The sequence below is a fragment of the Burkholderia ubonensis genome (genome assembly GCF_001718695.1).
In the GTDB taxonomy this organism is placed as follows: Bacteria; Pseudomonadota; Gammaproteobacteria; order Burkholderiales; family Burkholderiaceae; genus Burkholderia; species Burkholderia ubonensis_B.
This window is the reverse complement of sequence record NZ_CP013422.1, coordinates 790,465-815,933: the sequence shown is the minus strand read 5'-3', so window position 1 is coordinate 815,933 and position 25,469 is coordinate 790,465. Positions and strand designations below refer to the sequence as shown.

The window sequence follows — 25,469 nt, the reverse complement described above, 5'->3', positions numbered from 1 at the left end:
GCGACAAATTAACGGCGCGGCGGGGGCGCACGCGCGGCGCACGCCCCACTCCGCGCCGGTCAGGCTCAGACCTTCATCGACCCGGTCCGCACGAACCGCTCGTGCCACGACAGCGCCTCGCCGAGCAGATGCGGCGTCTGCTTGCCGAAGCTCTCGCGGCACGCGCGCTCGAAGTAGTCGTCGAGCATCGGCCGGAAGTCCGGGTGCGCGCAGGTCGAGATGATCTTGCGCGCGCGCTGCTTCGGCGACAGCCCGCGCAGGTCCGCGAGGCCCTGCTCGGTGACGACCACGGCGACGTCGTGCTCGGTATGGTCGACGTGGCTCGCCATCGGCACGATCCGCGAGATCGCGCCGCCCTTCGCGGTGCTCGCCGACATGAAGCACGACAGGTAGCCGTTGCGCGCGAAGTCGCCCGAGCCGCCGATGCCGTTCTGGATCTTCGTGCCCATCACGTGCGTCGAGTTCACGTTGCCGTAGATGTCGGCCTCGATCATCCCGTTCATCGCGATGCAGCCGAGGCGGCGCACGAGCTCCGGATGGTTGCTGATCTCCTGCGGGCGCAGCAGGATCTTCTCGCGGAACGTCGCGATCTCGTCGGCGAAGCGCTTGACCGCGTCCGGGCTCAGCGACAGCGCGGTGGCCGACGCGAAGCCGAGCGTGCCGTCCGCGAGCAGGTCGAGCATGCCGTCCTGGATCACCTCGGTGTACGCGGTGAGATTCGAGAATCCGGCCGTGCTCAGTTCCGCGAGCACCGCGTTCGTGATGTTGCCGACGCCCGACTGCAGCGGCAGCAGGTTCTCCGGCAGACGGCCGCGCTTCACTTCGTGGCGCAGGAAATCGATCAGCTGCGCCGCGATCTGCTTCGACGTCTCGTCCGGCGCGGAGAACGCGTTGCTGCGGTCCGCCGCGTCGGTCTCGACGATCGCGACGATCTTCTCGGCCGGGCAGCGCAGGTACGGCTCGCCGATGCGGTCGTCGCTCTTCGTCAGCGGGATCGGCTTGCGGTGCGGCGGCAGCGCGGTGCCGTAATAGATGTCGTGCATCCCGTCGAGGCCGAGCGGCTGGCGCGCGTTGACCTCGAGGATCACGTGCTTCGCGCGGTCGAGCCAGGTCTTGTTGTTGCCGACCGACGCGGACGGAATCAGCAGCCCGTCCTCGCGGATGCCCGCGACCTCGACGATCGCGACGTCGAGATCGCCGTACAGCCCGAACCATGCGTACTGCGCGACGTGGCTCAGGTGGACGTCCTGGTAGTCGACTTCGCCGGCATTGATCTTGTCGCGCAGCGTCGGGTCGGACTGGTACGGCAGGCGCATCGAGATGCCGTTCGTCCGGGCGAGCGCGCCGTCGAGCTCCGGCGCGGTCGATGCGCCGGTCAGCACGTTGATGCGGAATGCCTCGCCCCGCGCGTGCGCCGCCTCGATGTGCGCGGCGAGCGCGGCCGGCACGGCCTTCGGGTAGCCCGAGCCGGTGAAGCCGCTCATGGCGACGGTCATGCCGGGACGGATCAGGGCGGCGGCTTCGGCGGCGGTGCGGACGAGCGAGCGCAGGGCGGGAGCGAGGATGCGGGATGAAGACATGGCTATATATCTGAAGCTTCTGGTCTGTCGTTGACGCCGCGGGGGGTGTCTCCTGAGCGACGCGAAGCCCTTGGGGCCGCGAGGGCGGCCCGGCACCACGGGCACGGTCCGAGTATCGCAGACGCCGTCGTCGCGAAATGTCAGCCCGAATGAAAAAGATTCTTGCCGGATGCGCCTGATATCGAACGGCACTTCTGTGTCAGTCGGTCGTAATTTGACCGAATGCGACAGAAAGCAATTCGAAAGAAAACGGCCATTCTCGCCCGGACAGCTTACGAAATGCTGAACGTCGACCGAGCGAAAACCGTCCGGATCCGGCGTCGGCAACCGGGCAATCCGCGCACGCCGAGCGCTTCGCGAATCGCTGCTGCGAATTGTCGCGCGGCGCCCCGTCTCGACCCGTGACCGAGATCAAAGCCGCACGCCCGCGCGGATCCGCGCCGAGCGCCGCTGCGCGGCCCGCCGGCCCTTGACGGCGGCGCGCGGCGAACCCCGCTGGAACCGGTACGATCCGAAGGCGGGAACGCCAATTCACGGGCCCGGATTACAACTTGCCAACACCCGGAATACTCCGTAACACAGGCACATGTCAGGACATTGGTCCAAGGAAAAGCAACAACTTACAAATCCGTATATATTTCGCCGATGGACCAAAGAAAAACCGCCAAACGTTCCGAGCCACCGCTACCCCGCACGTGGGATGCGCGGCTCGCGCGCGCCCTCGTCCGGCCGCTCGTCGACACGCCCGTCACCCCGAATCACCTCACCACCGTCCGCCTGCTGATCGGCCTTGCCGGCGCGTGGTGCCTTGCCCAGGGCGGCTACGGCTGGAGCAACGCCGGCGCATTCCTGATCGTGCTGTCGAACTTCGTCGACCACACGGACGGCGAACTCGCCCGCATCAGCGGCAAGTCGAGCAAGATCGGCCATTTCTACGACCTCGCGGCGGACGCGCTCGTCACGATCGCGCTGTTCGTCAGCATGGGCGTCGGCATCATCGCCCAGGGCGGCCAGATGGCCGCGTCGCCGGTGCTGCTCGGCGCGGCGGCCGGCGCGGCGGTCGCGCTGATCTTCTACCTGCGGATGCGGATCGAATCGTTCGCCGGCAAGGCCGGCACCAAGCAGGCGTTCGTCGGCGGCTTCGAGACCGAGGACGTGCTCTACCTGCTGCCGCTCGTGACGCTCACGAACGGCGTCGAACCGTTCCTGCTGGCGGCGTCGATCGGCGCGCCGCTGTTCGCCGCCTGGGTCGTGATCGACTGGTGGCGCATCGTTCGTCGCGGCGCCCTGCCGCAGAACCCAACCGAAATCCAGGCAAGCAAATGACTCCCAGCACACGCGACGACTCCGTGCTGAACCCGGCACGCCCCGCGCCTGCGCGCGCAGCGGCGGCCACCGCGGACCGCACCGTGGCCGACTGCGTCGGCCGGCTCGACGTCGGCCGCCTGCGCGACGACTACACGCGCCAGGGGTCGTTCCTGTATCTCGACACGTTCCTGCCGCCCGACGCGCACGCGAAGCTCGCCGACGCCGCGCGCGCGCTCACGGCCGACATCAACCGCAATTACCTGCCCGGCCACAAGCAGGGCGGCAGCGTGAGCCGCCACACGATCGACGCGAAGGCGCCGTACATCGCCGAGCTGTACCGCTCGAAGGCGCTGATCGGCCTCCTCGAGAAGCTCACCGGCGACACGCTGCTGCTGTCGCCGGACGACGATCCGCACGCGTACGCGCTGTATTACTACACGAAGCCGGGCGACCACATCGGCTGGCACTACGACACGTCGTACTACGACGGCCGCCGCTACACGCTGCTGATCGGCGTGATCGACGACTCGTCGTGCCGGCTCGACTACGAGCTGCATACGCGCAATCCGGCGGTGCCCGACGAACCGGGCTCGGTGCAGATCGCCGACGGCGGCATCGTGCTGTTCGACGGCGACAAGCTGCGCCATCGCGTCACGCCGCTCGGCCAGAACGAAATGCGCGTGTCGCTCACGTTCGAATACGTGACCGACCCCGGCATGCGGCCGTGGAAGCGTTTCATCTCGAACATGAAGGACGCGATCGCGTATTTCGGTTTCCGCCAGGTGTTCAAGCAGTTGGCGACGCGACGCGCGACGGGCTCATGACACGCGCCGGCATGATCCTGCTGTCCCTCGGGACGGCCCTGTTCGTGGCCCTGCTCGCGTGGCAGGGTGTCGGCGCGGTCGCGTCGACGTTCCTCGCGGCCGGCTGGGGGCTCGCGCTCGTCGCGGCGTTCCACGTCGTGCCGCTCGTGATCGACGCGGCGGCGATCTCGGTGATGTTCCGCAAGGGCGAGCCCGGCGCCGAGCTCGGCAATGCGCTGCGCGCGCGCTGGGTCGGCGAATCGGTCAACAGCCTGCTGCCCGCCGGGCAGATCGGCGGCCCCGTGCTGATGGTGCGCCACCTCGCGCAGCGCGGCACCCGGATGGCGAATGCCGCCGCGGCGATCACGGTCAGCACGACGATGCAGGCGCTTGCACAAATGGCGTTCGCGCTGCTCGGCATCGCCGCGTTCAGCATGGTCGCGACGCACGAATCGGCCGCGCACCTGCGCACGCCGGCGCTGATCGCGACCGGCGTGCTCGGCGGCTGCGCGGTGCTGTTCTATGCCGCGCAGCGGCGCGGGCTGTTCGGCCGCGGCCTGCGCGTCGCGTCGAAGCTGCTCGGCCCGCGCGACTGGTCGTCGCTCGCGACCCGCGCGGACGCGATCGACGCGGCGGTCGGCACGCTGTACCGCGACCGCCGCAAGGTGGCGTCGACCTTCGCGCTGAGTCTCGTCGGCTGGATCGTCGGCACCGCGGAAGTGTGGCTCGCGCTGCATTTCCTCGGGCATCCGGTGAGCTGGCTCGACGCGCTGCTGCTCGAAAGCGTCGGCCAGGCGATCCGCGGCGCCGCCTTCGCGATTCCCGGCTCGCTCGGCGCGCAGGAAGGCGGCTACCTGCTGCTCGCGCCGCTCGTCGGCCTGCCGCCCGACGCGGCGCTCGCGCTGTCGCTCGCGAAGCGCGCGCGCGAACTCGCGCTCGGCCTGCCCGGCCTGCTCTATCTGCATTTCAGTGAAAGAAACTGGCAGCGGCGCCGTGCGCCGCAGCCTCTCGCCGACTGATCGGTCAAGCATCGATCGGTCGATTTTTTGGTTGGAGAACACATGCGAGCCATCATTCTTGCGGCAGGCCTCGGCTTGCGCCTGCAGCAACCTCCCGAAGCGCAATTCCCGAAGTGTCTGCTGCGCTTCGACGACGCCTCGCTGCTCGAGCGCCACCTGCGCGTGCTCGACGCGGCCGGCGTCGACGAGATCGTGCTGGCGCTGGGCTTCCAGTCCGGCAAGGTCGAGGAAGAACTGAAGCGCCTCGGCCGCCGCGCGGAAATCGTGCTGAACGACCGCTACGATCTCGGCAGCGTGCTGACCGTGCATACCGTCGCCGACGCGATGACGCGCGGCGGCGACGTGCTGCTGATGGACGCCGACGTGCTGTACGACGAAAGCATCCTGCACGCGCTCGTGGCCAACCCCGACCAGCCGGTCGACCGCCTGCTGATCGACCGCGATTTCGAGGCGGGCGACGAGCCCGTCAAGCTGTGCCTGAAGAACGGCGTGCCCGTCGAGCTGCGCAAGCAGCTCGCGGTCGACCTCGACTACGACACGATCGGCGAATCGGTCGGCTTCTTCCGCTTCACCGAAGGCACCGCGCGCCGCCTCGCGGCGATCGTCGCCGGCTACGTCGACAGCGGCCGCGCGAACATGCCGCACGAGGAAGCCGTGCGCGACCTGCTGCTCGAAGGCGGCCATTCGTTCGACGTCGCCGACGTGACGGGCGCGCCGTGGATCGAGATCGACTTCCCGAACGATGTCGCGCGCGCCACGCAGGACATCCTCCCCCTGATTCAACGCACCACCGCCGGAGCTGCACGATGAACGCACGCGAACCCAACTTCACCGAATCGCGCAGCGCGCGCCTGCGCCGCATGCTCGTCAGCAGCGACCTCGAATTCCTGATGGAAGCGCACAACGGCCTGTCCGCGCGGATCGTCCGCGAGGCGGGCTTCAAGGGGATCTGGGCGTCCGGCCTCGCGATCTCCGCGCAGTTCGGCGTGCGCGACAACAACGAGGCGAGCTGGACCCAGGTCGTCGACGTGCTCGAGTTCATGGCCGACGCGAGCGACCTGCCGATCCTGCTCGACGGCGACACCGGCTACGGCAACTTCAACAACGTGCGCCGCCTCGTGAAGAAGCTCGAGCAGCGCGGCATCGCGGGCGTGTGCATCGAGGACAAGCAGTTCCCGAAGACCAACAGCTTCATCGACGGCGAGCGCCAGCCGCTCGCCGAGATCGACGAGTTCTGCGGCAAGATCAAGGCCGGCAAGGATTCGCAGAGCGACCCGGACTTCTCGATCGTCGCGCGCGTCGAGGCGCTGATCGCCGGCTGGGGGATGGACGAGGCGCTGCGCCGCGCGAACGCGTATGCGGAAGCCGGCGCGGACGCGATCCTGATCCACAGCAAGCTGTCGCGCCCGGACGAGATCCTGCAGTTCGCGCGTGAATGGAGCGGCAAGGCGCCGCTCGTGATCGTGCCGACCAAGTACTACAGCACGCCGACCGACGTGTTCCGCCAGGCCGGCATCAGCACCGTGATCTGGGCGAACCACCTGATCCGCGCATCGGCGTCCGCGATGCAGGCCGTTGCGCGCGAGATCCACGAGAACGAAACGCTGATCAACGTCGAAGACCGCGTCGCGTCGGTCAACGAGATCTTCCGCCTGCAGGACGCCGACGAGTATTCGGCGGCCGAGCGCATCTACCTGTCGTCGTCGTCGCGCGCGTCGAACGCCGCGATCGTGCTCGCCGCGAGCCGCGGCAAGGGGCTGGAAGCCGTCACCGAAGACAAGCCGAAGGTGATGCTGCCGGTCGCCGGCAAGCCGCTGCTGCGCTGGCTCGTCGACGGCTTCAAGAAGCACGGCGTGAACGACATCACCGTGGTCGGCGGCTACCGCGCCGACGCGATCGACACGTCGGGCATCAAGCTCGTCGTCAACGAGCGCCATGCGCAGACGGGCGAGCTCGCGTCGCTCGCGTGCGCGGCCGAGCGCCTGACCGGCGACACCGTGATCTCGTACGGCGACCTGCTGTTCCGCAGCTACATCCTGCGCGACCTCGCGGAAAGCGAGGCCGAGTTCAGCGTCGTCGTCGATTCGTCGCTGACGCAGCCGACGAACCAGAGCGTGCGCGACTTCGCGCTCTGCTCCGCTGCCGACGACCGCGGCCTGTTCGGCCAGAAGACCTATCTGCAGCGCGTGTCGAGCGATGTGGCCGAAGGCACGCCGCACGGCCGCTGGATCGGCCTGCTGAACGTGCGAGGCGCAGGCGTCGAACGTTTGAAGGCGATGCTCGCGACGCTGCAGGCGCGCGCCGATTTCGACACGCTCGACATCCCCACGCTCCTCAACGAACTGATCGCCGCCGGCGAGAAGATCGAGGTGCAGTACGTGCACGGCCATTGGCGCGGCGTCAACGATCTCGAAGATTTCCGCCGCGCGGGCGACTTCGCGCACGGCCAGACGCCGCTGTCCGAACCGGGCGCCGGCAACGGAGGCGCGCAATGATCGAAGCGGCCCAGTTCGTCGAGGCCGCCCGCGCGCGCGGCTTCGACTGGTACGCGGGCGTGCCCTGCTCGTACCTGACGCCGTTCATCAACTACGTGCTGCAGGACCCGACGCTGCACTACGTGTCGGCCGCGAACGAAGGCGACGCGGTCGCGCTGATCGCGGGCGCGACGCTGGGCGGCAAGCGCGGGATCGCGATGATGCAGAACTCGGGGCTCGGCAACGCGGTGAGCCCGCTCACGTCGCTCACGTGGACGTTCCGCCTGCCGCAGCTCCTGATCGTCACGTGGCGCGGCCAGCCCGGCGTGCCCGACGAGCCGCAGCACGCGCTGATGGGGCCGATCACGCCCGCGATGCTCGACACGATGGAGATCCCGTGGGAAACCTTCCCGACCGATCCCGACGCGGTCGGCCCGGCGCTCGACCGCGCGATCGCGCACATGGACGCGACCGGCCGCCCGTACGCGCTCGTGATGCAGAAAGGCAGCGTCGCGCCGTATGAGCTGAAGGCCAATCCGGCGGCGACGCCGCGCGCGCACGTCGCCGCGCAGTCGGCGGCGCGAGTTGAATCGGCCGACGCGCGGCCGACCCGCCACGACGCGCTGCGGCGCGTGATCGCGCACACGCCGGTCGACTCGACCGTCGTGCTCGCATCGACCGGCTTCTGCGGCCGCGAGCTGTATGCGCTCGACGATCGCCCGAACCAGTTGTACATGGTCGGCTCGATGGGCTGCGTGACGCCGCTTGCGCTGGGCCTCGCGCTCGCGCGGCCCGACCTGAAGGTCGTCGCGGTCGACGGCGACGGCGCCGCGCTGATGCGCATGGGCGCGTTCGCGACGCTCGGCGCCTACGGCCCCGCGAACCTCACGCACGTGCTGCTCGACAACGGCGCGCACGAATCGACGGGCGGCCAGGCCACCGTGTCGCAGCACGTGTCGTTCGCCGGCGTCGCCGCCGCGTGCGGCTATGCGTCGGCGGTCGAAGGCGAGTCGCTCGATGTGCTCGACGCGGCGCTGGCCGCGCAAGCGGACGGCGCGCGCTTCGTGCGCATCGCGATCCGCACCGGCGTGCCCGACGGGCTGCCCCGCCCGACCGTCACGCCGGTCGAAGTCAAGACCCGCCTGATGCGCCACATCGGCGCCGCGCAGGCCGAAGCCCACGCTGAAGGAGCCCATTGATGCTGCTGCTGAACCCCGGCCCGGTGACGCTGTCCGAACGCGTGCGCCGCAGCCTGCTGCAACCCGACCTGTGCCATCGCGAAAGCGAGTTCTTCGACCTGCAGGACGAGGCGCGCGCGCGGCTCGTCGCCGCGTACGGCCTCGATCCGGCCGAATGGGCCGCCGTGCTGATGACGGGCTCGGGCACCGCCGCCGTCGAAAGCATGGTCGCGGCGCTCGTCCCGCAGGGCGGCAAGCTGCTCGTGATCGAGAACGGCGTGTACGGCGAGCGGATCGCGCAGATCGCGACGCAGTACGCGATTGCGCATGAAGTGCTCAAGCATGAGTGGATGCAGGCGCCCGACCTCGCGCAGATCGCCGCGCGGCTCGACGCGGGCGGCTTCTCGCACGTCGCGGTGATCCATCACGAAACGACGACCGGCCGACTGAACGATCTCGGCGCGATCGCCGACGTGTGCCGTGCGCGCGGCGTGAGGCTGCTCGTCGACGGCGTCAGCAGCTTCGGCGCGGAGGCGATCGATTTCGCGGGCGGCGACATCGACGCAGTGGCGGCGACCGCGAACAAGTGCCTGCACGGCGTGCCGGGCGCGGCGTTCGTGATCGTGCGCCGCAGCGCGCTCGCGCAGGCCGCGAGCCGCACGTACTACCTCGACCTCGGCCGCCTCGCGAAGCTGCAGGACCAGCGCAACACGCCGTTCACGCCGTCGGTGCACGCGTACTACGCGCTCGTCGAGGCGCTGCGCGAATTCGACGAAGCCGGCGGCTGGCGCGCGCGCCACGCGCGCTACAAGGCGCTCGCCGACCAGGCGCAAGCAGGCCTCGCCGCGCGCGGGATGCCGCTCGTGCTGCCCGAGGGCGCGTCGTCGGTCGTGCTGCGCGCGTACCGCCTGCCGCAGGGCGTGACGTACGAGCAGCTCCACGACGGGCTGAAGGCGCGCGGCTTCGTGATCTACGCGGGGCAAGGCGGGCTGTCGAAGGAACTGTTCCGCATCTCGACGATGGGCGCGATCGAGGCGGCTGACGTCGAGCGGTTGCTGGATGGGTTTACGGCGTTGACGCGGTGAGTGGTGGTTGCAGGTTGCGTCAAGGAAAAGGCCCGTGAGGGCCTTTTTTGTTGGGTAGTCGATCTTGAACGAATCGAGCAGACCGGACAAACACCTTGTTGCTCCCGCCCATCATTTCGACTATATTCGAAATATGGAAAACAAAGATGCTGTCCGCGCTTTCGCCGCGCTTGCTCACGAACTGCGCCTGAACGTATTCAGGATGCTCGTCGTCGCAGGTCCGGCCGGATTGACGCCCGGCGCCATCGCGGCGCAACTCGACATTCCCAACGCCACCCTCTCGTTCCATCTGAAGGAATTGACGAACGCGGCGCTCGTCACGCAGGAGCGCGATGGCCGCAGCCTGATCTACCGAGCTGCCTTCGAGCAGATGAACGCGCTGCTCGGCTTTCTCACCGAGAACTGTTGCAGCGGCGAGCCGTGCGTCGCCGCGGCCGCCGATTCCTGCAAGTGCTGAAGGATCACGTTCATGAGACGGTTTTACATTCGCGCCGACATCCGCGATCCGGCGGCCAGCGTCGCGGCAGCTCTGCGCCAACTTGTGCGCGACATCAGCAAGCGATAAGGCACGCCCGTGACGACGACCAACGTACTGATCCTCTGCACCCACAACTCGGCGCGCAGCGTGCTCGCGGAAGGGATGCTCAATCATTGGGCCGCGAAGCTCGGCAAGGACGTACGCGCGTACAGCGCCGGCAGTGCGCCGAGCGGGCGGCTCAATCCGTTCGCGCTCGACGCGCTCGCGCGCGGGCGTCGACGCCGGCGGCTGCCGCAGCAAGAGCTGGGACGAATTCGTCGGCGACGGCGCGCCTGAAATGCGCATCGTCATCACCGTGTGCGACAGCGCGGCCGCGGAGACCTGCCCGTACTGGCCCGGCAGTCCCGTCAAGGTGCATTGGGGCTACGCCGATCCGTCGAACGCGCCGGGCGGCGAAGACGGCAAGCGGCTCGCGTTCGAGCTCACCCGCCAGGCGATCGGCTATCGCATGCTGCAATTGCTCGCCCTTCCGCTCGACCGTCTGAGCGATGCCGAACTCCTGCACGCGCTCGACGGCATCCTGAAAAGCTGAGCGCTCCTTTTGCGAATCGCCCCATGACCGCTACCGACCTTACCGCTTCGAACAAGCCGCCCGCGAAGCCGCCCATCGGCTTCTTCGAACGCTATCTGACCGTGTGGGTCGCGCTCTGCATCGTCGCCGGCGTCCTGGCCGGCCAGTTTTTCCCTGCGATGTTCCAGACGATTGGCCGCATGCAGTACGCGCAGGTCAACTTGCCGGTGGGGCTGCTGATCTGGGTGATGATCATCCCGATGCTCGTCAAGGTCGACTTCGGCGCGCTGCATGAAGTCCGCCAGCACATCAAGGGCATCGGCGTCACGCTCGTGGTCAACTGGCTCGTCAAGCCTTTCTCGATGGCGTTTCTCGGCTGGCTGCTCATCCGGCATCTCTTCGCGCCGATGCTGCCCGCCGATCAGCTCGACAGCTACATCGCCGGCCTGATCCTGCTGGCCGCCGCGCCCTGCACGGCGATGGTGTTCGTCTGGAGCCGGCTGACCGGCGGCGATCCGTTGTTCACGCTGTCGCAGGTGGCGCTGAACGACAGCATCATGGTGATCGCCTTCGCGCCGCTGGTCGGCCTGCTGCTGGGCATTTCCGCGATCACGGTGCCGTGGGCCACGCTCTTCACTTCGGTCGTGCTCTATATCGTGATCCCGGTAGCCGTGGCGCAGTTGCTTCGCAAGGCGCTGCTCGCAAGAGGACAGGCAGCATTCGACGCCGCGATGGCGAAGATCGGCCCGTGGTCCATCACCGCGCTGCTGGCCACGCTGGTGCTGCTGTTCGCGTTCCAGGGCGAAGCGATCCTGAAGCAACCGCTGGTGATCGCGCTGCTCGCGGTGCCGATCCTGATCCAGGTGTTCTTCAACTCGGCGCTCGCGTACTGGCTCAATCGCGCCGTCGGCGAAAAGCACACTATCGCGTGCCCGTCGGCGCTGATCGGCGCATCCAATTTCTTCGAGCTGGCGGTCGCGGCCGCGATCAGCCTGTTCGGCTTCCATTCCGGCGCAGCGCTGGCCACCGTCGTCGGCGTGCTGATCGAAGTGCCGGTCATGCTGCTGGTGGTGCGCATCGTCAACCAGTCCAAGGGCTGGTACGAGCGGGGGTGATAGATGCTGAAGCGGTCGAACATGAGGGGCAGAACGATGCCAATCTCGCCGCCCAGGACACGCGCCCGATGAGCGGCACGATCGCGAGCGATGCATCGCCATTCCGCATACGAATCATCACGGCACACTTGAAGGAGCGCGGTCATGAGTACGCCCGTTGACGAAATTCGCCGGGCAGTCGCCACGGACTTCGACCGCATCGTCGCGTTGCTGAACCTGTGCGGGCTGCCGGCCAGCGATCTCACACCACAGAGCCTCGACGGCTTCCATGTCGCCATACTCGCCGGTGAGATCGTCGGAGTGGCAGGACTGGAACAATCCGGCGATGCGGCCCTGTTGCGCTCGGTCGCAGTTCGGCCGGAAATGCGCCAATCCGGCCTGGGCAGCCGCCTCATCGACGCTTCCATTGCGCTAGCGCAAACGCGATCGCTGCGCGCGCTCTACCTTATTCCGAACGATGAACCTGCGCTCGCGTTCTTTGTGCGGCGCGGCTTCACGCAGATCGAGAGACGCCGCCTTCCGGAGGCGATTCGCGGTCTGCCCGAATTCACGCACCTGTGCCCACAGACGCATCCGTGCCTGTGGAAAGCGCTGAATTCCGATTGCCTTGAGGAAAGTGCCATGAAGAAGCTCGAAGTGTTCGATCCGGCGATGTGTTGCTCGACGGGCGTTTGCGGTGTGGACGTCGACCCGGTGCTGGCGCAATTCGCCGCCGATCTGAAGTGGGTCGAGGCGCACGGCGTGACCGTGGCCCGCTACAACCTGGGTCAGCAGCCGCAGGCATTCGCCGCCAACGCGGCGGTGGTCAAGGAAATGGAAGCGGGTATGGAGCGGCTGCCGATCCTCGCGATCGACGGCCACATCGTATCGACCGGCATGTATCCGTCCCGCCAGCAGCTTGCGCAGAAGCTGGGCATCGCGCTGACGACGGCGGACAAGCCTCATGTCAAGGCCGGCAGTTGCTGCTCGCCCGGCTCCGGCTGCTGCTAGGGAGCGCACATGTCCCTCCCTGACACGCAGACCCGCTATCTGTTCTTCACCGGCAAAGGCGGCGTCGGCAAGACCTCGCTTTCCTGTGCGACCGGGCTGGCGATGGCGGATGCCGGCAAGAAGGTGCTCATCGTCAGCACCGACCCGGCGTCCAATCTCGACGAGGTACTCGGCGTCGGCCTGAGCCAATCGCCGACGGCCGTGCCCGGCGCGTCCGGTCTGTTCGCCTTGAACATCGATCCCGAAGCGGCCGCGCAGGCGTACCGCGAGCGCATGGTCGGACCGTATCGCGGCGTCCTGCCTGCCGCGGCGATCCGCAACATGGAGGAGCAGTTCTCCGGTGCCTGCACGGTCGAGATCGCGGCTTTCGACGAATTCTCCAAACTGCTCGGCGATCCCGCCGCGACGGCCGATTTCGATCACGTCATCTTCGATACGGCACCGACCGGCCATACGCTGCGCCTGTTGACGTTGCCTTCCGCGTGGAACGAGTTCATTTCGTCGTCGACCGGGGGCGCCTCCTGCCTCGGGCCGTTAGCCGGGCTGGAGAAGCAGAAGGCGCTGTACGCGGCGACCGTCGAACGACTGTCGAGCGCGGTGGACACCACCGTCGTCCTGGTGAGCCGGCCGGAAGTCGCCGCGTTGCGCGAAGCGAATCGCACGTGGCACGAACTGGCCGAGCTCGGCATTCGCAACCAGGTGCTGGCGATCAATGGCCTCTTTGCCACCGAGCGGCATGACGACGCGATTGCAACCGCGATGGCCGAGCGCGCGCGACAGGCACTGGCCGACATGCCGCGCGAGCTGTCAGTGCTGCCGCAGACGCGCATTCCGTTTCTGCCGCGCGGCACGGTCGGACTGGACGCGCTGCGCGACATGGCGCACCCCGAACGCGTGCGCATGCCGACCGAGCGCCGCATGCCCGACACCGCATTGCCGCCCGGCCTCGGCGGGCTCGTCGACGCGCTGTCGGCTACGGGCCACGGCGTAATCATGACGATGGGCAAAGGCGGCGTGGGCAAGACCACGGTTGCGGCCGCCATCGCCGTCGCGCTCGCGGGGCGCGGACACGACGTGATCCTGTCGACCACCGACCCCGCTTCGCACGTGGCTGCCACGGTCGACGGCGTGGTGCCGCGGCTGAGCGTCACCCGCATCGACCCGGCGCGCGAAGTACAGCAGTACACCGAAGAGGTGCTGGCGAAAGCGGGATCGCACCTCGATGCGGGCGGCCGGGCCATGCTCGAGGAAGACTTGCGCTCGCCGTGCACCGAAGAAATTGCGGTCTTTCGCGCGTTCGCACGGACGGTGGATCAAGGCAAGTCCGGCTTCGTGGTGCTCGATACGGCGCCGACCGGGCATACCATTCTGCTGCTCGACGCTGCCGAGGCTTATCACCGCGAAGTGATGCGCACGCAGGGCGACATGCCGGAGTCGGTCCGCCAGTTGCTGCCGCGTTTGCGCGATCCGGATTACAGCCGCATCCTCATCGTCACGCTGCCTGAAGCGACGCCGGTTCACGAAGCCGAACGCCTGAGCGCCGACCTCGCCCGTGCCGGGATCACGCCATATGCCTGGGTCATCAACCAGTCGCTGTTGGCGAGCGGCACGACCGATCCGATGCTGTGTCAGCGCGGCACGTACGAGGTCCCGTTCGTGCGCCGCGTGGCGGACGATCTGGCGCAGCGCACCGCGCTGATTCCGTGGCTCGCGGAGGCGCCGGTCGGGCCAGTGGGGCTCGAGCATGTGATCAGGGCGGGGGCTGGTGCGTAGCGCGACGCGTCTGGTTGATTTGCCAACCGGCGAATGCGATGTGGACGCTGAGGGCCGGTTGGTGAACGGGTGGCTAAAGCGGGTTTTCCGGTTGGGTGAGCAAGCAATCTGTAGACGCACGTGCCGCCACCGCGTCCTGCCACCCCGCTTTTGCAACGCGACCACCGCGCGCAGGCCTCGGAACCGTTACGATCGACAGATTTACTGCGCAACACTGGCGTCGTCTGATCCGGTATCGATTGAATAGACGAGTCGCCGATGTCGCGTAGGCAGGCCGTCCCCGATTGCAACCAAAGATTGGCCGATCATCGATGACGGTCGGGCGCGGCTGCTATTTCACGCGAACGCCGGCTGGTTCCTCACGCTTGGGCGCTCCTGCATTCTCATGTACCAATCTACAAGGGCCTCGCACTCCGTAGGCACGGGCAACTTCACGATTGACGCAAAGACCAGTCCGCCGATAACGGTGATGTCGGCCATAGAGAACGCATCCCCAGCGACAAATGGCTGCCTTTTCAGAACGTCATTGAAGTAGTGCATGCCTCTCAGGGCTTTGTCGCGCTGACGAAGCCCCCATTCGGCGTTCTGATAGAGCTCGACGTTAGGTCCTAACCCTGGCGTGGCATGGTGGAAATAGACGCTGATTGCGTCGAGCAACTCCAGCTCGGCGCGCTTGCTCATCATGTGGATCACACCCTTTTCGAGTGGTGTCCGGCCGGTCAGCGTGGGCGCACCATCGAGCGTATCGAGGTATTCGGTAATGGCGGTGCATTCGGCAATGCACGTTCCGTCTTCGAGCTCGAGGACCGGCAGCGTTCCCGAGTAGTTTTTCTCGGAGATGAACTCGGGCCTTTTGTGCTCCCCTTTGTAAAGGTCGACCATCACGAACTCGACGCGCGATCGCAGACCTTTCTCGGCCAGGGCGATACGGACGCGTGTCGGATAGGGTCCTTTGGGGAAATCGTAGATCGTCATGATCGGAAGTTTGGTTACGTCGAAGTTCATGCTGCTGGAAGCCATGCGTGCCTCTCTCTAAGCGGTCTGTCACACGGGGGGCGGACGATATCCGGCCTGTCACCTACATCCAACCTAACGTTAGTTAGGTTTACGTTAGAGCGTATAATTGCTCGTGTCAACGGTCGCGGAGGCGGTAGCAGTGAAGAATGATTCAGGCCTGAGCTCCAGGGAGCGAATCCTGGTGGCAGCCACAAAGATTGCGCAGGCCCATGGCTACAGCGGCTTGAATTTCCGTGATCTCGCCGAAGCTGTCGGCATCAAGGCTGCGAGCATCTACCACCACTTCGCAAGCAAGGCCGATCTCGGCGCAGCAGTGGCAAGGCGGTATTGGGAGGAATCAGCAGCGACTCTGGATGCGCTTTTGGCCGAATCCGCAGATCCGCTCGATTGCCTGCGCCACTATCCCGATACGTTTCGCAAGGCGCTTGAGCGTGGCAATCGCATATGCCTGTGTAGCTTCCTGGCTGCCGAATCTGACGACCTGCCGGAAACGGTGGTGAAAGAGATTCAGACTTTTGCGGATGTCAATGTTGCGTGGCTGAGCAAGGTGCTGTCCGCCGCGGCCGTGGTCAGCCCCGAGGATATCGAGCGGCGTGCTCGCGCCATCTACGCGGCCGTCGTCGGCGCTCAGCTCGTTGCCAGGAGTCGCTCGGACATTTCTCTCTATGACGGATTGATTGAAAGTTATCGCATCGCTGGTCTTCTGCCGGCATAGCCGCATCGAGCAAACCGGCTTTGCGGCCCTATCGATCACCGCACACGTCACGAAGGCAGAGAGCGACAGCGCCAAATCCTCCTACACGGGAGAGCGCACCGTGCGCACCGTCGTCAAATACGACGGCAAGTCGTACGGAATCGACACGTACCGGACCTTCTGGTATTCGCCCGCCGCGATGGAGCGCGTCAAGTAACGCGCCGACGACCTGCGTGTCGCGCGCGATATAGCAAACCCTCCCCGAAACGGTTTCTCGACCAGCAGAAGCTGCCCGTCCCGGTCGACAGCGGACAAACGAAACCGGGCAAGGACGCACGCCGCACCCGGCAATGCCGAATTCGCGATCGATTCACACCGCCGCGGCCGCCCCACGCCCACAAAACACCGCCCCACACCACCCCAAATTGCACGGGCATAATGACAACCCGTACTCGCCGGCGGCCGCTTCGATGCACGCACAACGATCCGTTGCGGCACCGCAATATCCCGCACTTTCGCCGACCCTCACCCGGAGCCTGCCTGTGTACCCACCCATCGAAGCCTACGCCCACGGCTACCTCGACACCGGCGACGGCCACCAGGTCTACTGGGAGCTGTGCGGCAACCCGCAAGGCAAGCCGGCCGTGTTCCTGCACGGCGGCCCCGGCGGCGGCTGCAGCCCCGATCACCGCCGGCTCTTCGATCCCGCCCGCTACAACGTGCTGCTGTTCGACCAGCGCGGCTGCGGCCGCTCGACGCCGTACGCGAGCCTCGACCACAACACGACCTGGGATCTGGTCGCGGACATCGAGCGCCTGCGCGAGATGGTCGGCGTCGAGCAATGGCTGGTATTCGGCGGTTCATGGGGCAGCGCGCTCGCGCTGGCCTATGCGGAAACCCACCCGGAACGCGTGAGCGCGCTGATCGTGCGCGGCATCTTCACGATGCGCCGCGCGGAACTGCTGTGGTACTACCAGGAAGGCGCGTCGTGGCTGTTCCCGGACCTGTGGGACCAGTTCCTTGCGCCGATCCCGGAGCACGAGCGCGGCGACCTGATGGCCGCGTACCACCGCCGCCTGACCGGCGACGACGAAGCCGCGAAGCTGGAAGCCGCGCGCGCGTGGAGCCTGTGGGAAGGCCGCACGATCACGCTGCTGCCCGATCCCGCGCTCGCCGAGCATTTCGGCGACGGACACTACGCGCTTGCGTTCGCGCGCATCGAAAACCACTACTTCATGAACCGCGGTTTCGTCGACGAGGGGCAGTTGCTGCGCGACGCGCATCGTTTGGCCGGCATTCCGGGCGTGATCGTCCAGGGGCGCTACGACATCGCGACGCCCGCGCGCACCGCGTGGGATCTGTCGAAGGCATGGCCCGACGCGTCGTTCGAGATCGTGCCCGATGCCGGCCATGCGTATAACGAGCCGGGAATCCTGAAGGCGCTGCTCGCGGCGACGGACCGGTTCGCCGCGTAAGCGGCACGAGGCGACATCGCGCGTGCACGCGCGACTGCGCTCACAACGCGGCTTCGACGATCGCCCGGCCGCGGATCGCCCGCTCGACGAGCCGTTCGTCGCCGACCTTGCGGATCGCATCGTCGAGCAGCCCTTCCGGCGCCTCGGTCGCGACCTTCAGCAGCCCCGACAAGCCGCGCGCGTCGAGCACCACCAGCGTCGCCATCGAGTCCGCGCGGCTGACGAGCACCCGGCGCAACGCCGGACCCGCGCCGAAGCTCGCGCAGAGCGAAATCGTCTCGTTGCCGAACGTGTAGTCGAAGTGCTTGATCATGGATGCCGCCCCTGCATTCGGCCGGCGACGCGCGTCGGCGCGCCGTCATCGCGGCGGCGCACCCGCACGTGCCACCGGCGCCGGACCAGCGTGCGATCCGTTCGCCAGCATCACCATGCTAAGCCGGCCGTATTAACGAAGACTTAAACGCAGGACGCGCGGCGCGGGCGGCCGATCATGCCGCGTCACGCTCCCTCGTCGAGCGGCTCGACCGTCACCCCCACCCTCAGCTCCTGATCGGCGCCGCCGCCGCGGATCACGCCGCGCAGCGGCGTCACGTCCGCGTAGTCGCGGCCGATCGACAGCATCACGTAGTCGTCGCCCGGCGCGCGATCGTTGGTCGGATCGAGCTGCAGCCAGCCGCCGTCCTCCGGCCACGCCGGGTCGTACACCTCGACCCACGCATGCGACGCGTCCGCGCCGATCAGCCGCGGCTGCCCCGGCGGCGGCTGCGTCAGCAGATAGCCGCTCACGTACCGTGCGGCCAGCCCGAGCGAGCGCAGCGCGCCGATCATCACGTGCGCGAAATCCTGGCAGACGCCCTGGCGCAGCGCGAGCGCATCGAGCGCGGTCGTCGTCACGTCGGTGCTGTTCGGCGCATACGTGAATTCCGCGTGGATGCGTCGCATCAGGTCCCACGCCGCCTGCACGAGCGGCCGGCCGGGCGTGAAGCTGACCGCCGCATACGCGGCCAGCGCCGGATCGCACGCGACGTGCGGCGACGCGAATACGAATTCGCTCGCGGCATCGTACGGCTGCCCCGCGCGAAAGCAGAACCGCTCGCGCACCGCTTCCCACGCGCTCGCCCGCGCCGGGTCCGGCTGCGCGATCGCGGGCGGCGGCTCGCCGCGCGCGCCGGCCGACCAGACGGGCGGCGTCACCCGCACGACGCTGCGGCTGCGCACGAACAGCGCGTCGTGCGGCTGGTTCAGCGCGAACGACGTGCGCGCGTTGCCGAACGCATCGGTCTCGGCGCCGACGCTTTCCGGCGCGGGTTCGATGTCGAGCGCGAACGACAGCACCTGCTGGCGCGGCGTCGCGAGCGGCGTCAGGCGCGCCTGGTGCTGCGCGGATTCGACCCGCGCCGCGTAGCGGTACTCGGTGTCATGCGTGACGCGCAGCAGCCGGCCGGCGACGGGCGCGGCAGGTGCCGCCGCGTCCGGTGCGGGCGGCGCCTTCGCCGCGGATTTGGTCGTCGTCACCATAGCGTCCTGCCCGCCTCGCGCACGTGGCTGAAATAGCGTTCGCCGATCCGGTTCGACAGCTCCCACACGGCCTTCACGGTCGTGTCGAGGCGCTCGAGCAGCCGGTCGTGGCGGCCATCGTCGCTGCTGGTTTCGCACAACTCGTGCAGCGACCAGCCGGGCACGTCCGGTATCGCGTCGGCCAGCTCGGACAGCGCGTAGCCCTCGCTGCGCTCGACCTTCGTCAGACGCCCGCGCATCGCCTGCACGACCCACGCGAGCGAGCGCGGATTGTCGGTGTCGAGCACGACGAGCGACAGCAGCGGCGCGACGTCGAAGCCGCGCTGGAAGCGCGAGCGGAACGTGATCGCGCTGTCGAACAGCTCCAGCACCAGCTCGAAGCCGTCCTGCTTGTGCACCGCGCCCTCCTCGAACGCAAATCGCAGCACGCTGCACAGGAAGTCCAGCCGGTCGATCTGCCGGCCGATCGACAGCAGCCGCCAGCCGTCGTCGCGCGTCATGTTGTCGGTCTGCGCGCCGGTGATCGCGCCGAGCAGCAGGCCGAGCCGTTCGAGCAGCTGCAGCGCTTCGTTGCCGAGCTGCTCTTCCGCTTCCGCGTTGCCGGTGCTGTCGGCGAACAGCTGGGTCGCGTCGTCGATCAGCCGCCATTGCTCGCTCGACAGCCGCTCGCGGATCGCGGCCGCCGCGCCGCGCATCCCGAACAGGCACGACGCAATGCCCGCCGCGCGGTCCGCGCCGCGCGTCAGCGATATACGGCGAGCGCATGCTGGAACGCGCGCGGCGCGTCGACCGCGCTCGGCGCGTCGGCCGCAATCAGGCCCGTGTCGCGGCACAGCGTGTCGATCAGCTCCAGATGCGCGGGGCTGTCCGCGTCGTCCTCGCCGCGCAGCCGTTCGAGCGCCGCGCGCGCGAGCCGCATCAGGTTGGTCGCGCGCTCGGTGTAGCGCCCGAGCCAGAACAGGTTCTCCGCGGCGCGGCTCGCGATCGCGCGCGGCTGCGCGGTGGTCAGGTCCTCCGCGCTGAGGTGGGTCTGCAGCAGCGTCGTCGCATCGACGACGCCTTCCGTCATCACCCACGTATCGACCGTGCTGCCGCCGCGCGGCATCGGCGCGTTGAACAGCGCGTCGCGCGCGCCGACCCGCGACAGGCCGCCGGGCAGCACGCGCCAGCGCGCGGCGCCGTCCGCGAGCGCGAACACCCGCAGCAGCAGCGGCTTCGGCACGATCCGCGCGCCGCCGTTGCCGTAGCCGTCGCCCGGCTCGCGGTGGCCCGGCCACGTCGGCGCCTGCGACAGCGGCAGGTCGGCCTGCACCGTGTAGTGCGCGGGATTCGCGAGGATGCGCGCGCGCCATTCGGCGAGCTGCGCGTGCGTGAGCCGCGCGCCGATCACCGGCTCGAAGCCGCCGCCCGCCTGCACGTCCGGCGGGAACGACGGCTTGATGATGCAGCGCGCGAGCTGCGGCAGCGCGTCGTCGCACGCGGCCGGCTCGCCACACCACCACGAATGCACGGCCGGCAGCGTCAGCGTCGTGCCGAGCAGGCTTTCCGCGAGACGCGGCAGGAAGCCGAGCATGCCCGGCGATTCGAGGAAGCTCGAGCCCGGCGCGTTCGCGAGCAGCACGTTGCCCGCGCGCACCGCCTGCAGCAGCCCCGGCACGCCGAGCATCGAATCGGGCCGCAGCTCCAGCGGATCGAGCCACGCGTCGTCGACGCGCCGCAGTATCCCGTGCACGGGTTCGAGCCCGCGCAGCGTCTTCAGGAACACGCGGTTGTCGCGCGCGGTCAGGTCGCCGCCCTCGACCAGCGTGAGGCCGAGGTAGCGCGCGAGATACGCATGCTCGAAATACGTCGCGCTGTGCGGCCCGGGCGTCAGCAGCACGATCCGCGAGTTCTTCCCCGCCGGGCTCAGCGCCTGCATGCTCTGCAGCAGCGCGCGGTAGCTCGCCGCGAGCCGCTGCACGCGCAGCCCGCGGAAGGTGCGCGGCAGCAGGCGCGACACGATCAGGCGGTTTTCCAGCAGATAGCCGAGCCCGGCCGCGCCCTGCGTGTGATGCGCGAGCACCCGCCACTGGCCGTCCGGCCCGCGCGCGAGATCGAACGCGACGACGTGCAGCCACGTGTCGCCGGGCACCCGCGCGCCGCGCATCGCGCGCAGGTAGCCGGGATGCCCGGTGACGAGCGCGGGCGGCAGCAGCCCGCGCTGCAGGATGGTCTGCGGCCCGTAGAGGTCGGCCATCATCGCGTTGAGCAGCCGCACGCGCTGCAGCACGCCGCGCTCGATCGCGGCCCAGTCCTGCGACGTGACGATCAGCGGCAGCAGGTCCAGCGACCACGGGCCGGTCGCGCCGTCGCCGGCGCGCTGCTCGTGCAGCTGGTAGAACAGGCCGTTCTCGCGCATGCGCCGCTGCAGCGCGTCCGCGCGGCGGTCGAGATCGGCGACGCCGTCGCTGCCGAGGTGCGTGAAGAACGCGCGCCACGCGGGCGCGAGCGCGGGCGCCTGCAGGCCGGCCGCGCTGCCGCGCAGCTCGTCGTAGCGGCCGGCGGCGGCCGGCGCGGCAAGCGCGGCGGCCAGCTCGGCGGCGTCGGGCTGCGACCCGGTATCGAAGAGCGTGTGCATCGCGTCGGCGGCGGCGAGATCGTCGGGGTGAATGGGCGGCACGGTATCGGTCCGTCTTGAGTCAGGAAGCGCAAGTCAGCAGAAGCAAACAGCAGTCGATCCCGCACACGCGCCGCCACGGTGCGCGGCGCGCGTGCGCGACCGCGCTCTGCCGGCATCCTAGCATTCCGGCGGGGCCGCCATCGGCCGGCGCGCGCTGTCGCCCCGGTCGCCCCGGCCGTCCGCGCATCGTCATCAGGTCTCCTCCATGCATGCAGCGCTCAGGGCCGCCGCAGGTCCAGCGTGAACGGGAACTCGCGGCTCGGCGCGGCCGCCGCCACCACCATCCGTCCCGGCGTATGCCCCATCGCGACGAAACGCGCGAGCCGCCGGCTCTCGGCCTCGTACGCGTTGACCGGGAACGTCGCGTAGTTGCGCCCGCCCGGATGCGCGACGTGATAGCGGCAGCCGCCGAGCGAGCGCTGCATCCACGTATCGACGATGTCGAACGTCAGCGGCGCATGCACGCCGATCGTCGGATGCAGCGCGGACGGCGGCGCCCACGCCTTGTAGCGCACGCCCGCGACGTATTCGCCGGCGGTGCCGGTCGGCTGCAGCGGCAGCGCGCGGCCGTTGACGGTCACGACGTGCCGGTTGTCGTTCAACCCGGTCACGCGCACTTCTAGCCGCTCGAGCGACGAGTCGACGTAGCGCACCGTACCGCCGATCGCGCCCTCCTCGCCCATCACGTGCCACGGCTCCAGCGCGCCGCGCAGCGACAGCTGCATCCCGTTCACCGCGATCTGGCCGAACAGCGGGAAGCGGAATTCGAAATGCGGCGCGAACCATGCGGGATCGAACGCAAACCCGGCGTCGCGCAGCTCGGCCAGCACGTCGTCGAAATCCATCTTCAGGAACGCGGGCAGCATGAAGCGGTCGTGCAGCGCGGTGCCCCAGCGCGTGAGCGGCGTCGTGTACGGCACGGCCCAGAAGCGCGCGACGAGCGCGCGCAGCAGCAGTTGCTGCACGATGCTCATCCGCGCATGCGGCGGCATCTCGAACGCGCGCAGTTCGAGCAGGCCGAGCCGGCCGGTCGGCGAATCGGGCGAATACAGCTTGTCGATGCAGAACTCGCTGCGGTGCGTGTTGCCGGTCACGTCGATCAGCAGGTTGCGCAGCACGCGGTCGACGAGCCACGGCGGCATGTCGTGCCCGTGCAGCAGCCGGTTGCGCTGGATCTCCGCGAACGCGATGTCGAGCTCGTAGAGCTGGTCGTTGCGCGCTTCGTCGACGCGCGGCGCCTGGCTCGTCGGGCCGATGAACAGGCCCGAGAACAGATAGGACAGCGACGGGTGGTTGTGCCAGTACGCGATCAGGCTCGCGAGCAGGTCCGGACGCCGCAGGAACGGGCTGTCGGCCGGCGTCGCGCCGCCGAGCACGAAGTGGTTGCCGCCGCCCGTGCCGACGTGGCGGCCGTCGACCATGAACTTCTCGCTGCTGAGCCGCGACTGCCACGCCGCGTCGTACAGGAATTCGGTATGGCCGACCAGCTCGTCGAAACTGTGCGCCGGATGGATGTTGACCTCGATCACGCCCGGGTCCGGCGTCACCTGCAGCAGCTTCAGGCGCGCGTCGCGCGGCGGCGGATAGCCTTCGAGCACGAGCTTCACGCCGAGCGCGCCGGCGGTCAGCTCGATCGCGTCCAGCAGGTCGAGATAATCGTCGAGCGCGGCGAGCGGCGGCATGAACACGTACAGGATGCCGTTGCGCACCTCGACGCACAGCGCGGTGCGCGTGATCCACGCGGCCGATTCGAAGCGCTCGGGACGGCGCGTCGCGTCCGGAGCGGCACGGCGCGCGTCGCCCGCCGCGCCATCCGTCGTACCAACTTCGCGCCACTGCATCACGGTCTGCGCGGGCGCCTCGCGATGCACGCCGGCCAGATAGCGCGGCGCATCGCCCGTGCCGGCATGGCGCGCGCGGAACGCGTCGGCGTCCGGCAGCGGCTCGCTCGGCGCGAACGGGTCGCGCTCGACCAGGACCGGATAATCGGCGCGGCCGACCCACGGCAGCGAGTCGAGCGGCAGCCGGTAGCCCATCGGCGAATCGCCGGGCACGAGGTACATCCGCTCGTCGCGGAAGAACCACGGGCCGGTCTGCCAGCACGGGCCTTCGAGCCCCGGGGATTCATCCGCGCGCCTGAGCGGCAGCACGTAGCCGACCACGCTGTCGAGCTTCTGCTCGAACACCTTGCGCAGCCGCGCGCGCTCCAGCTCGTCGTCGAGCCGCGCGTCGAACGGATCGACGTTGACCGGCAGCCGGCGCTCGCGCCACAGGTAGTACCAGACGTCTTCGTAACCCGGACGGATGAATTCGCCTGTCAGGTTCAGGCGCGCGGCCAGCGCGTCGATGAAGCGCTTCGCGTCGCCGGTCGTCAGGGCCGACGGCGCGCGCTCGTCCGCGAACAGCGACGGATCGCGCCAGGCCGGCTGCCCGTCCGCGCGCCAGAAGATCGACAGCGCCCAGCGCGGCAGCTGCTCGCCCGGATACCACTTGCCCTGCCCGAAATGCAGGAAGCCGCCATGGCCGTACTCGGCGCGCAGCCGCTGCACGAGCTCGGTCGCATAGCCGCGCTTGGTCGGCCCGAGCGCGTCGGTGTTCCATTCCGCGCCGTCGCGGTCGTCGATCGACACGAAGGTCGGCTCGCCGCCCTGCGTGAGCCGCACGTCGCCGGCCGTCAGCGCCGCGTCGACCCGGGCGCCGAGCGCGCGCACCGCGCCCCATTGCGCGTCGGTGTACGGCTTCGTCACGCGCGGCGATTCGTACACGCGCGTGACCGCCATCTCGTGCTCGAACGCGACGTCGCATTCGTCGATCAGCCCCTCGACCGGTGCAGCGCTGGTCGGCTGCGGCGTGCACGCGAGCGGAATGTGCCCTTCGCCGGCGAGCAGGCCCGACGTCGGGTCGAAGCCGATCCAGCCCGCGCCCGGCAGATAGACCTCGCACCACGCGTGCAGGTCGGTGAAGTCGACCGCCGTGCCGCTCGGGCCGTCGAGCGACTTGACGTCCGGCGTGAGCTGGATCAGGTAGCCCGACACGAAGCGCGCGGCGATGCCCAGGTGCCGGCACAGCTGCACGAGCAGCCAGCCGCTGTCGCGGCACGAGCCCGACGCGAGCTCGAGCGTCTGTTCGGGCGTCTGCACGCCCGGCTCCATCCGCACCAGATAGCGGATGTCGTGCTGCAGCTTCTGGTTCAGCGCGACGAGGAAGTTCACGGTGCCGGCCGGCGTGCGGTCGATTCCGTCGAGATACGCGCGGAACGCGGGCGACGCGCTCGTATGCGGATCGCACGCGAGATACGGCGCGAGCTCGGTGCGCAGCGCATCGTCGTACTGGAACGGGTACTGCTCGGCGCTGCCTTCGAGGAAGAAGTCGAACGGGTTGTAGACCGACATCTCGGCGACGAGATCGACCGTGATCTCGAACTCGCGCGTGCGCTCCGGAAACACCAGCCGGGCCAGGTAGTTCGCGAACGGGTCCTGCTGCCAGTTGATGAAGTGCTGCGCGGGCCGCACGGTCATCGAATACGCGACGATCGGCGTGCGGCAATGCGGCGCGGGACGCAGCCGCACGACCTGCGGGCCGAGATTGACGAGCCGGTCGTAGCGGTAACGGGTGGTGTGATGCAGCGCGACGTGAATGGGCATGGCAAAGCGGCTCGGCTCAGGTTGGATCGGGCCGTCGCGCCGCGCCGGATCGGGCGCGGCTCAGCGGCGCGACGGGTTCGTCGGCTGA

Annotated in this window: 19 protein-coding genes and 2 pseudogenes; 15 read left to right on the top strand and 6 right to left on the bottom strand. The window is 68.5% G+C overall.

Annotated features, from left to right (window positions below; translation table 11 throughout):
* Positions 1-65: 65 nt before the first annotated feature.
* Positions 66-1,580, bottom strand: coding sequence for an acetyl-CoA hydrolase/transferase family protein (locus WJ35_RS23495; RefSeq protein ID WP_069240109.1), 1,515 nt, complete (start codon positions 1,578-1,580; stop codon positions 66-68).
* A gap of 645 nt (positions 1,581-2,225) precedes the next feature.
* On the opposite strand from WJ35_RS23495, the gene WJ35_RS23490 reads away from it, so the two are divergent.
* From WJ35_RS23490 to arsA, 13 genes and pseudogenes are all read left to right on the top strand, one after another.
* Positions 2,226-2,906: a CDP-alcohol phosphatidyltransferase family protein gene (locus tag WJ35_RS23490; protein ID WP_010089929.1), complete on the top strand. Its 681-nt coding sequence runs from the start codon at positions 2,226-2,228 to the stop codon at positions 2,904-2,906.
* A complete protein-coding gene (locus WJ35_RS23485; RefSeq protein WP_060233267.1) occupies positions 2,903-3,712 on the top strand; it encodes a 2OG-Fe(II) oxygenase in 810 nt (269 codons plus the stop codon). The genes WJ35_RS23490 and WJ35_RS23485 overlap by 4 nt, the downstream gene beginning before the upstream one ends.
* Positions 3,709-4,710 carry an HpnL family protein gene (locus WJ35_RS23480; RefSeq protein ID WP_010089931.1) on the top strand — a complete coding sequence of 334 codons (1,002 nt, stop codon included), beginning with the start codon at positions 3,709-3,711 and terminating at the stop codon, positions 4,708-4,710. The genes WJ35_RS23485 and WJ35_RS23480 overlap by 4 nt, the downstream gene beginning before the upstream one ends.
* 42 nt (positions 4,711-4,752) lie before the next feature.
* Positions 4,753-5,520: an NTP transferase domain-containing protein gene (locus WJ35_RS23475; RefSeq protein ID WP_042587641.1), complete on the top strand. Its 768-nt coding sequence runs from the start codon at positions 4,753-4,755 to the stop codon at positions 5,518-5,520.
* Complete coding sequence (aepX, locus tag WJ35_RS23470) at positions 5,517-7,205, top strand: phosphoenolpyruvate mutase (RefSeq protein WP_059632922.1); 1,689 nt, start codon at positions 5,517-5,519, stop codon at positions 7,203-7,205. The genes WJ35_RS23475 and aepX overlap by 4 nt, the downstream gene beginning before the upstream one ends.
* The gene (gene aepY / locus WJ35_RS23465) at positions 7,202-8,383 is read left to right on the top strand and encodes a phosphonopyruvate decarboxylase (RefSeq protein WP_060233269.1); all 1,182 of its coding nucleotides are present in this window, start codon (positions 7,202-7,204) and stop codon (positions 8,381-8,383) included. Before aepX ends, aepY begins: the two co-directional genes overlap by 4 nt.
* Positions 8,383-9,447, top strand: coding sequence for a 2-aminoethylphosphonate aminotransferase (locus tag WJ35_RS23460; RefSeq protein WP_069240108.1), 1,065 nt, complete (start codon positions 8,383-8,385; stop codon positions 9,445-9,447). The genes aepY and WJ35_RS23460 overlap by 1 nt, the downstream gene beginning before the upstream one ends.
* Before the next feature lie 133 nt (positions 9,448-9,580).
* Positions 9,581-9,904, top strand: coding sequence for an ArsR/SmtB family transcription factor (locus WJ35_RS23455; RefSeq protein ID WP_011881972.1), 324 nt, complete (start codon positions 9,581-9,583; stop codon positions 9,902-9,904).
* 117 nt (positions 9,905-10,021) lie between these two features.
* A pseudogene (locus WJ35_RS23450) lies at positions 10,022-10,517 on the top strand (arsenate reductase ArsC).
* 23 nt (positions 10,518-10,540) lie between these two features.
* Positions 10,541-11,611 (top strand): ACR3 family arsenite efflux transporter, encoded by a 1,071-nt coding sequence (gene arsB, locus WJ35_RS23445; RefSeq protein WP_069240107.1) that lies wholly within the window; start codon positions 10,541-10,543, stop codon positions 11,609-11,611.
* Positions 11,608-11,772 (top strand): hypothetical protein, encoded by a 165-nt coding sequence (locus WJ35_RS31890; RefSeq protein WP_014725083.1) that lies wholly within the window; start codon positions 11,608-11,610, stop codon positions 11,770-11,772. The genes arsB and WJ35_RS31890 overlap by 4 nt, the downstream gene beginning before the upstream one ends.
* Positions 11,756-12,601, top strand: a complete 846-nt coding sequence (gene arsD / locus WJ35_RS32670) for an arsenite efflux transporter metallochaperone ArsD (protein ID WP_046427275.1) — start codon at positions 11,756-11,758, stop codon at positions 12,599-12,601. The genes WJ35_RS31890 and arsD overlap by 17 nt, the downstream gene beginning before the upstream one ends.
* Before the next feature lie 9 nt (positions 12,602-12,610).
* A complete protein-coding gene (gene arsA, locus WJ35_RS23435) occupies positions 12,611-14,374 on the top strand; it encodes an arsenical pump-driving ATPase (RefSeq protein WP_059475219.1) in 1,764 nt (587 codons plus the stop codon).
* Between the two features lie 336 nt (positions 14,375-14,710).
* Here arsA and WJ35_RS23430 read toward each other — a convergent pair whose 3' ends face one another.
* Positions 14,711-15,394, bottom strand: a complete 684-nt coding sequence (locus WJ35_RS23430; protein ID WP_014725086.1) for a glutathione S-transferase — start codon at positions 15,392-15,394, stop codon at positions 14,711-14,713.
* Positions 15,395-15,530: 136 nt separating this feature from the next.
* Here WJ35_RS23430 and WJ35_RS23425 point away from each other — a divergent pair, with 136 nt between their 5' ends.
* Positions 15,531-16,106: a TetR/AcrR family transcriptional regulator gene (locus WJ35_RS23425; RefSeq protein ID WP_011881966.1), complete on the top strand. Its 576-nt coding sequence runs from the start codon at positions 15,531-15,533 to the stop codon at positions 16,104-16,106.
* Between the two features lie 521 nt (positions 16,107-16,627).
* A complete protein-coding gene (gene pip, locus WJ35_RS23420) occupies positions 16,628-17,560 on the top strand; it encodes a prolyl aminopeptidase (protein ID WP_069240106.1) in 933 nt (310 codons plus the stop codon).
* A 40-nt stretch (positions 17,561-17,600) separates the two neighbouring features.
* Here pip and WJ35_RS23415 read toward each other — a convergent pair whose 3' ends face one another.
* The 4 genes and pseudogenes from WJ35_RS23415 to WJ35_RS23400 all read right to left on the bottom strand — a co-directional run bounded on the left by WJ35_RS23415 (position 17,601) and on the right by WJ35_RS23400 (position 25,381).
* The gene (locus WJ35_RS23415) at positions 17,601-17,873 is read right to left on the bottom strand and encodes a hypothetical protein (protein ID WP_069240105.1); all 273 of its coding nucleotides are present in this window, start codon (positions 17,871-17,873) and stop codon (positions 17,601-17,603) included.
* Between the two features lie 185 nt (positions 17,874-18,058).
* Positions 18,059-19,075, bottom strand: a complete 1,017-nt coding sequence (locus tag WJ35_RS23410) for a transglutaminase family protein (protein WP_069240610.1) — start codon at positions 19,073-19,075, stop codon at positions 18,059-18,061.
* Positions 19,072-21,695: pseudogene (locus WJ35_RS23405) on the bottom strand (circularly permuted type 2 ATP-grasp protein). Before WJ35_RS23405 ends, WJ35_RS23410 begins: the two are co-directional and overlap by 4 nt.
* Before the next feature lie 260 nt (positions 21,696-21,955).
* Complete coding sequence (locus tag WJ35_RS23400; RefSeq protein ID WP_060233276.1) at positions 21,956-25,381, bottom strand: DUF2126 domain-containing protein; 3,426 nt, start codon at positions 25,379-25,381, stop codon at positions 21,956-21,958.
* Positions 25,382-25,469 lie beyond the last annotated feature (88 nt).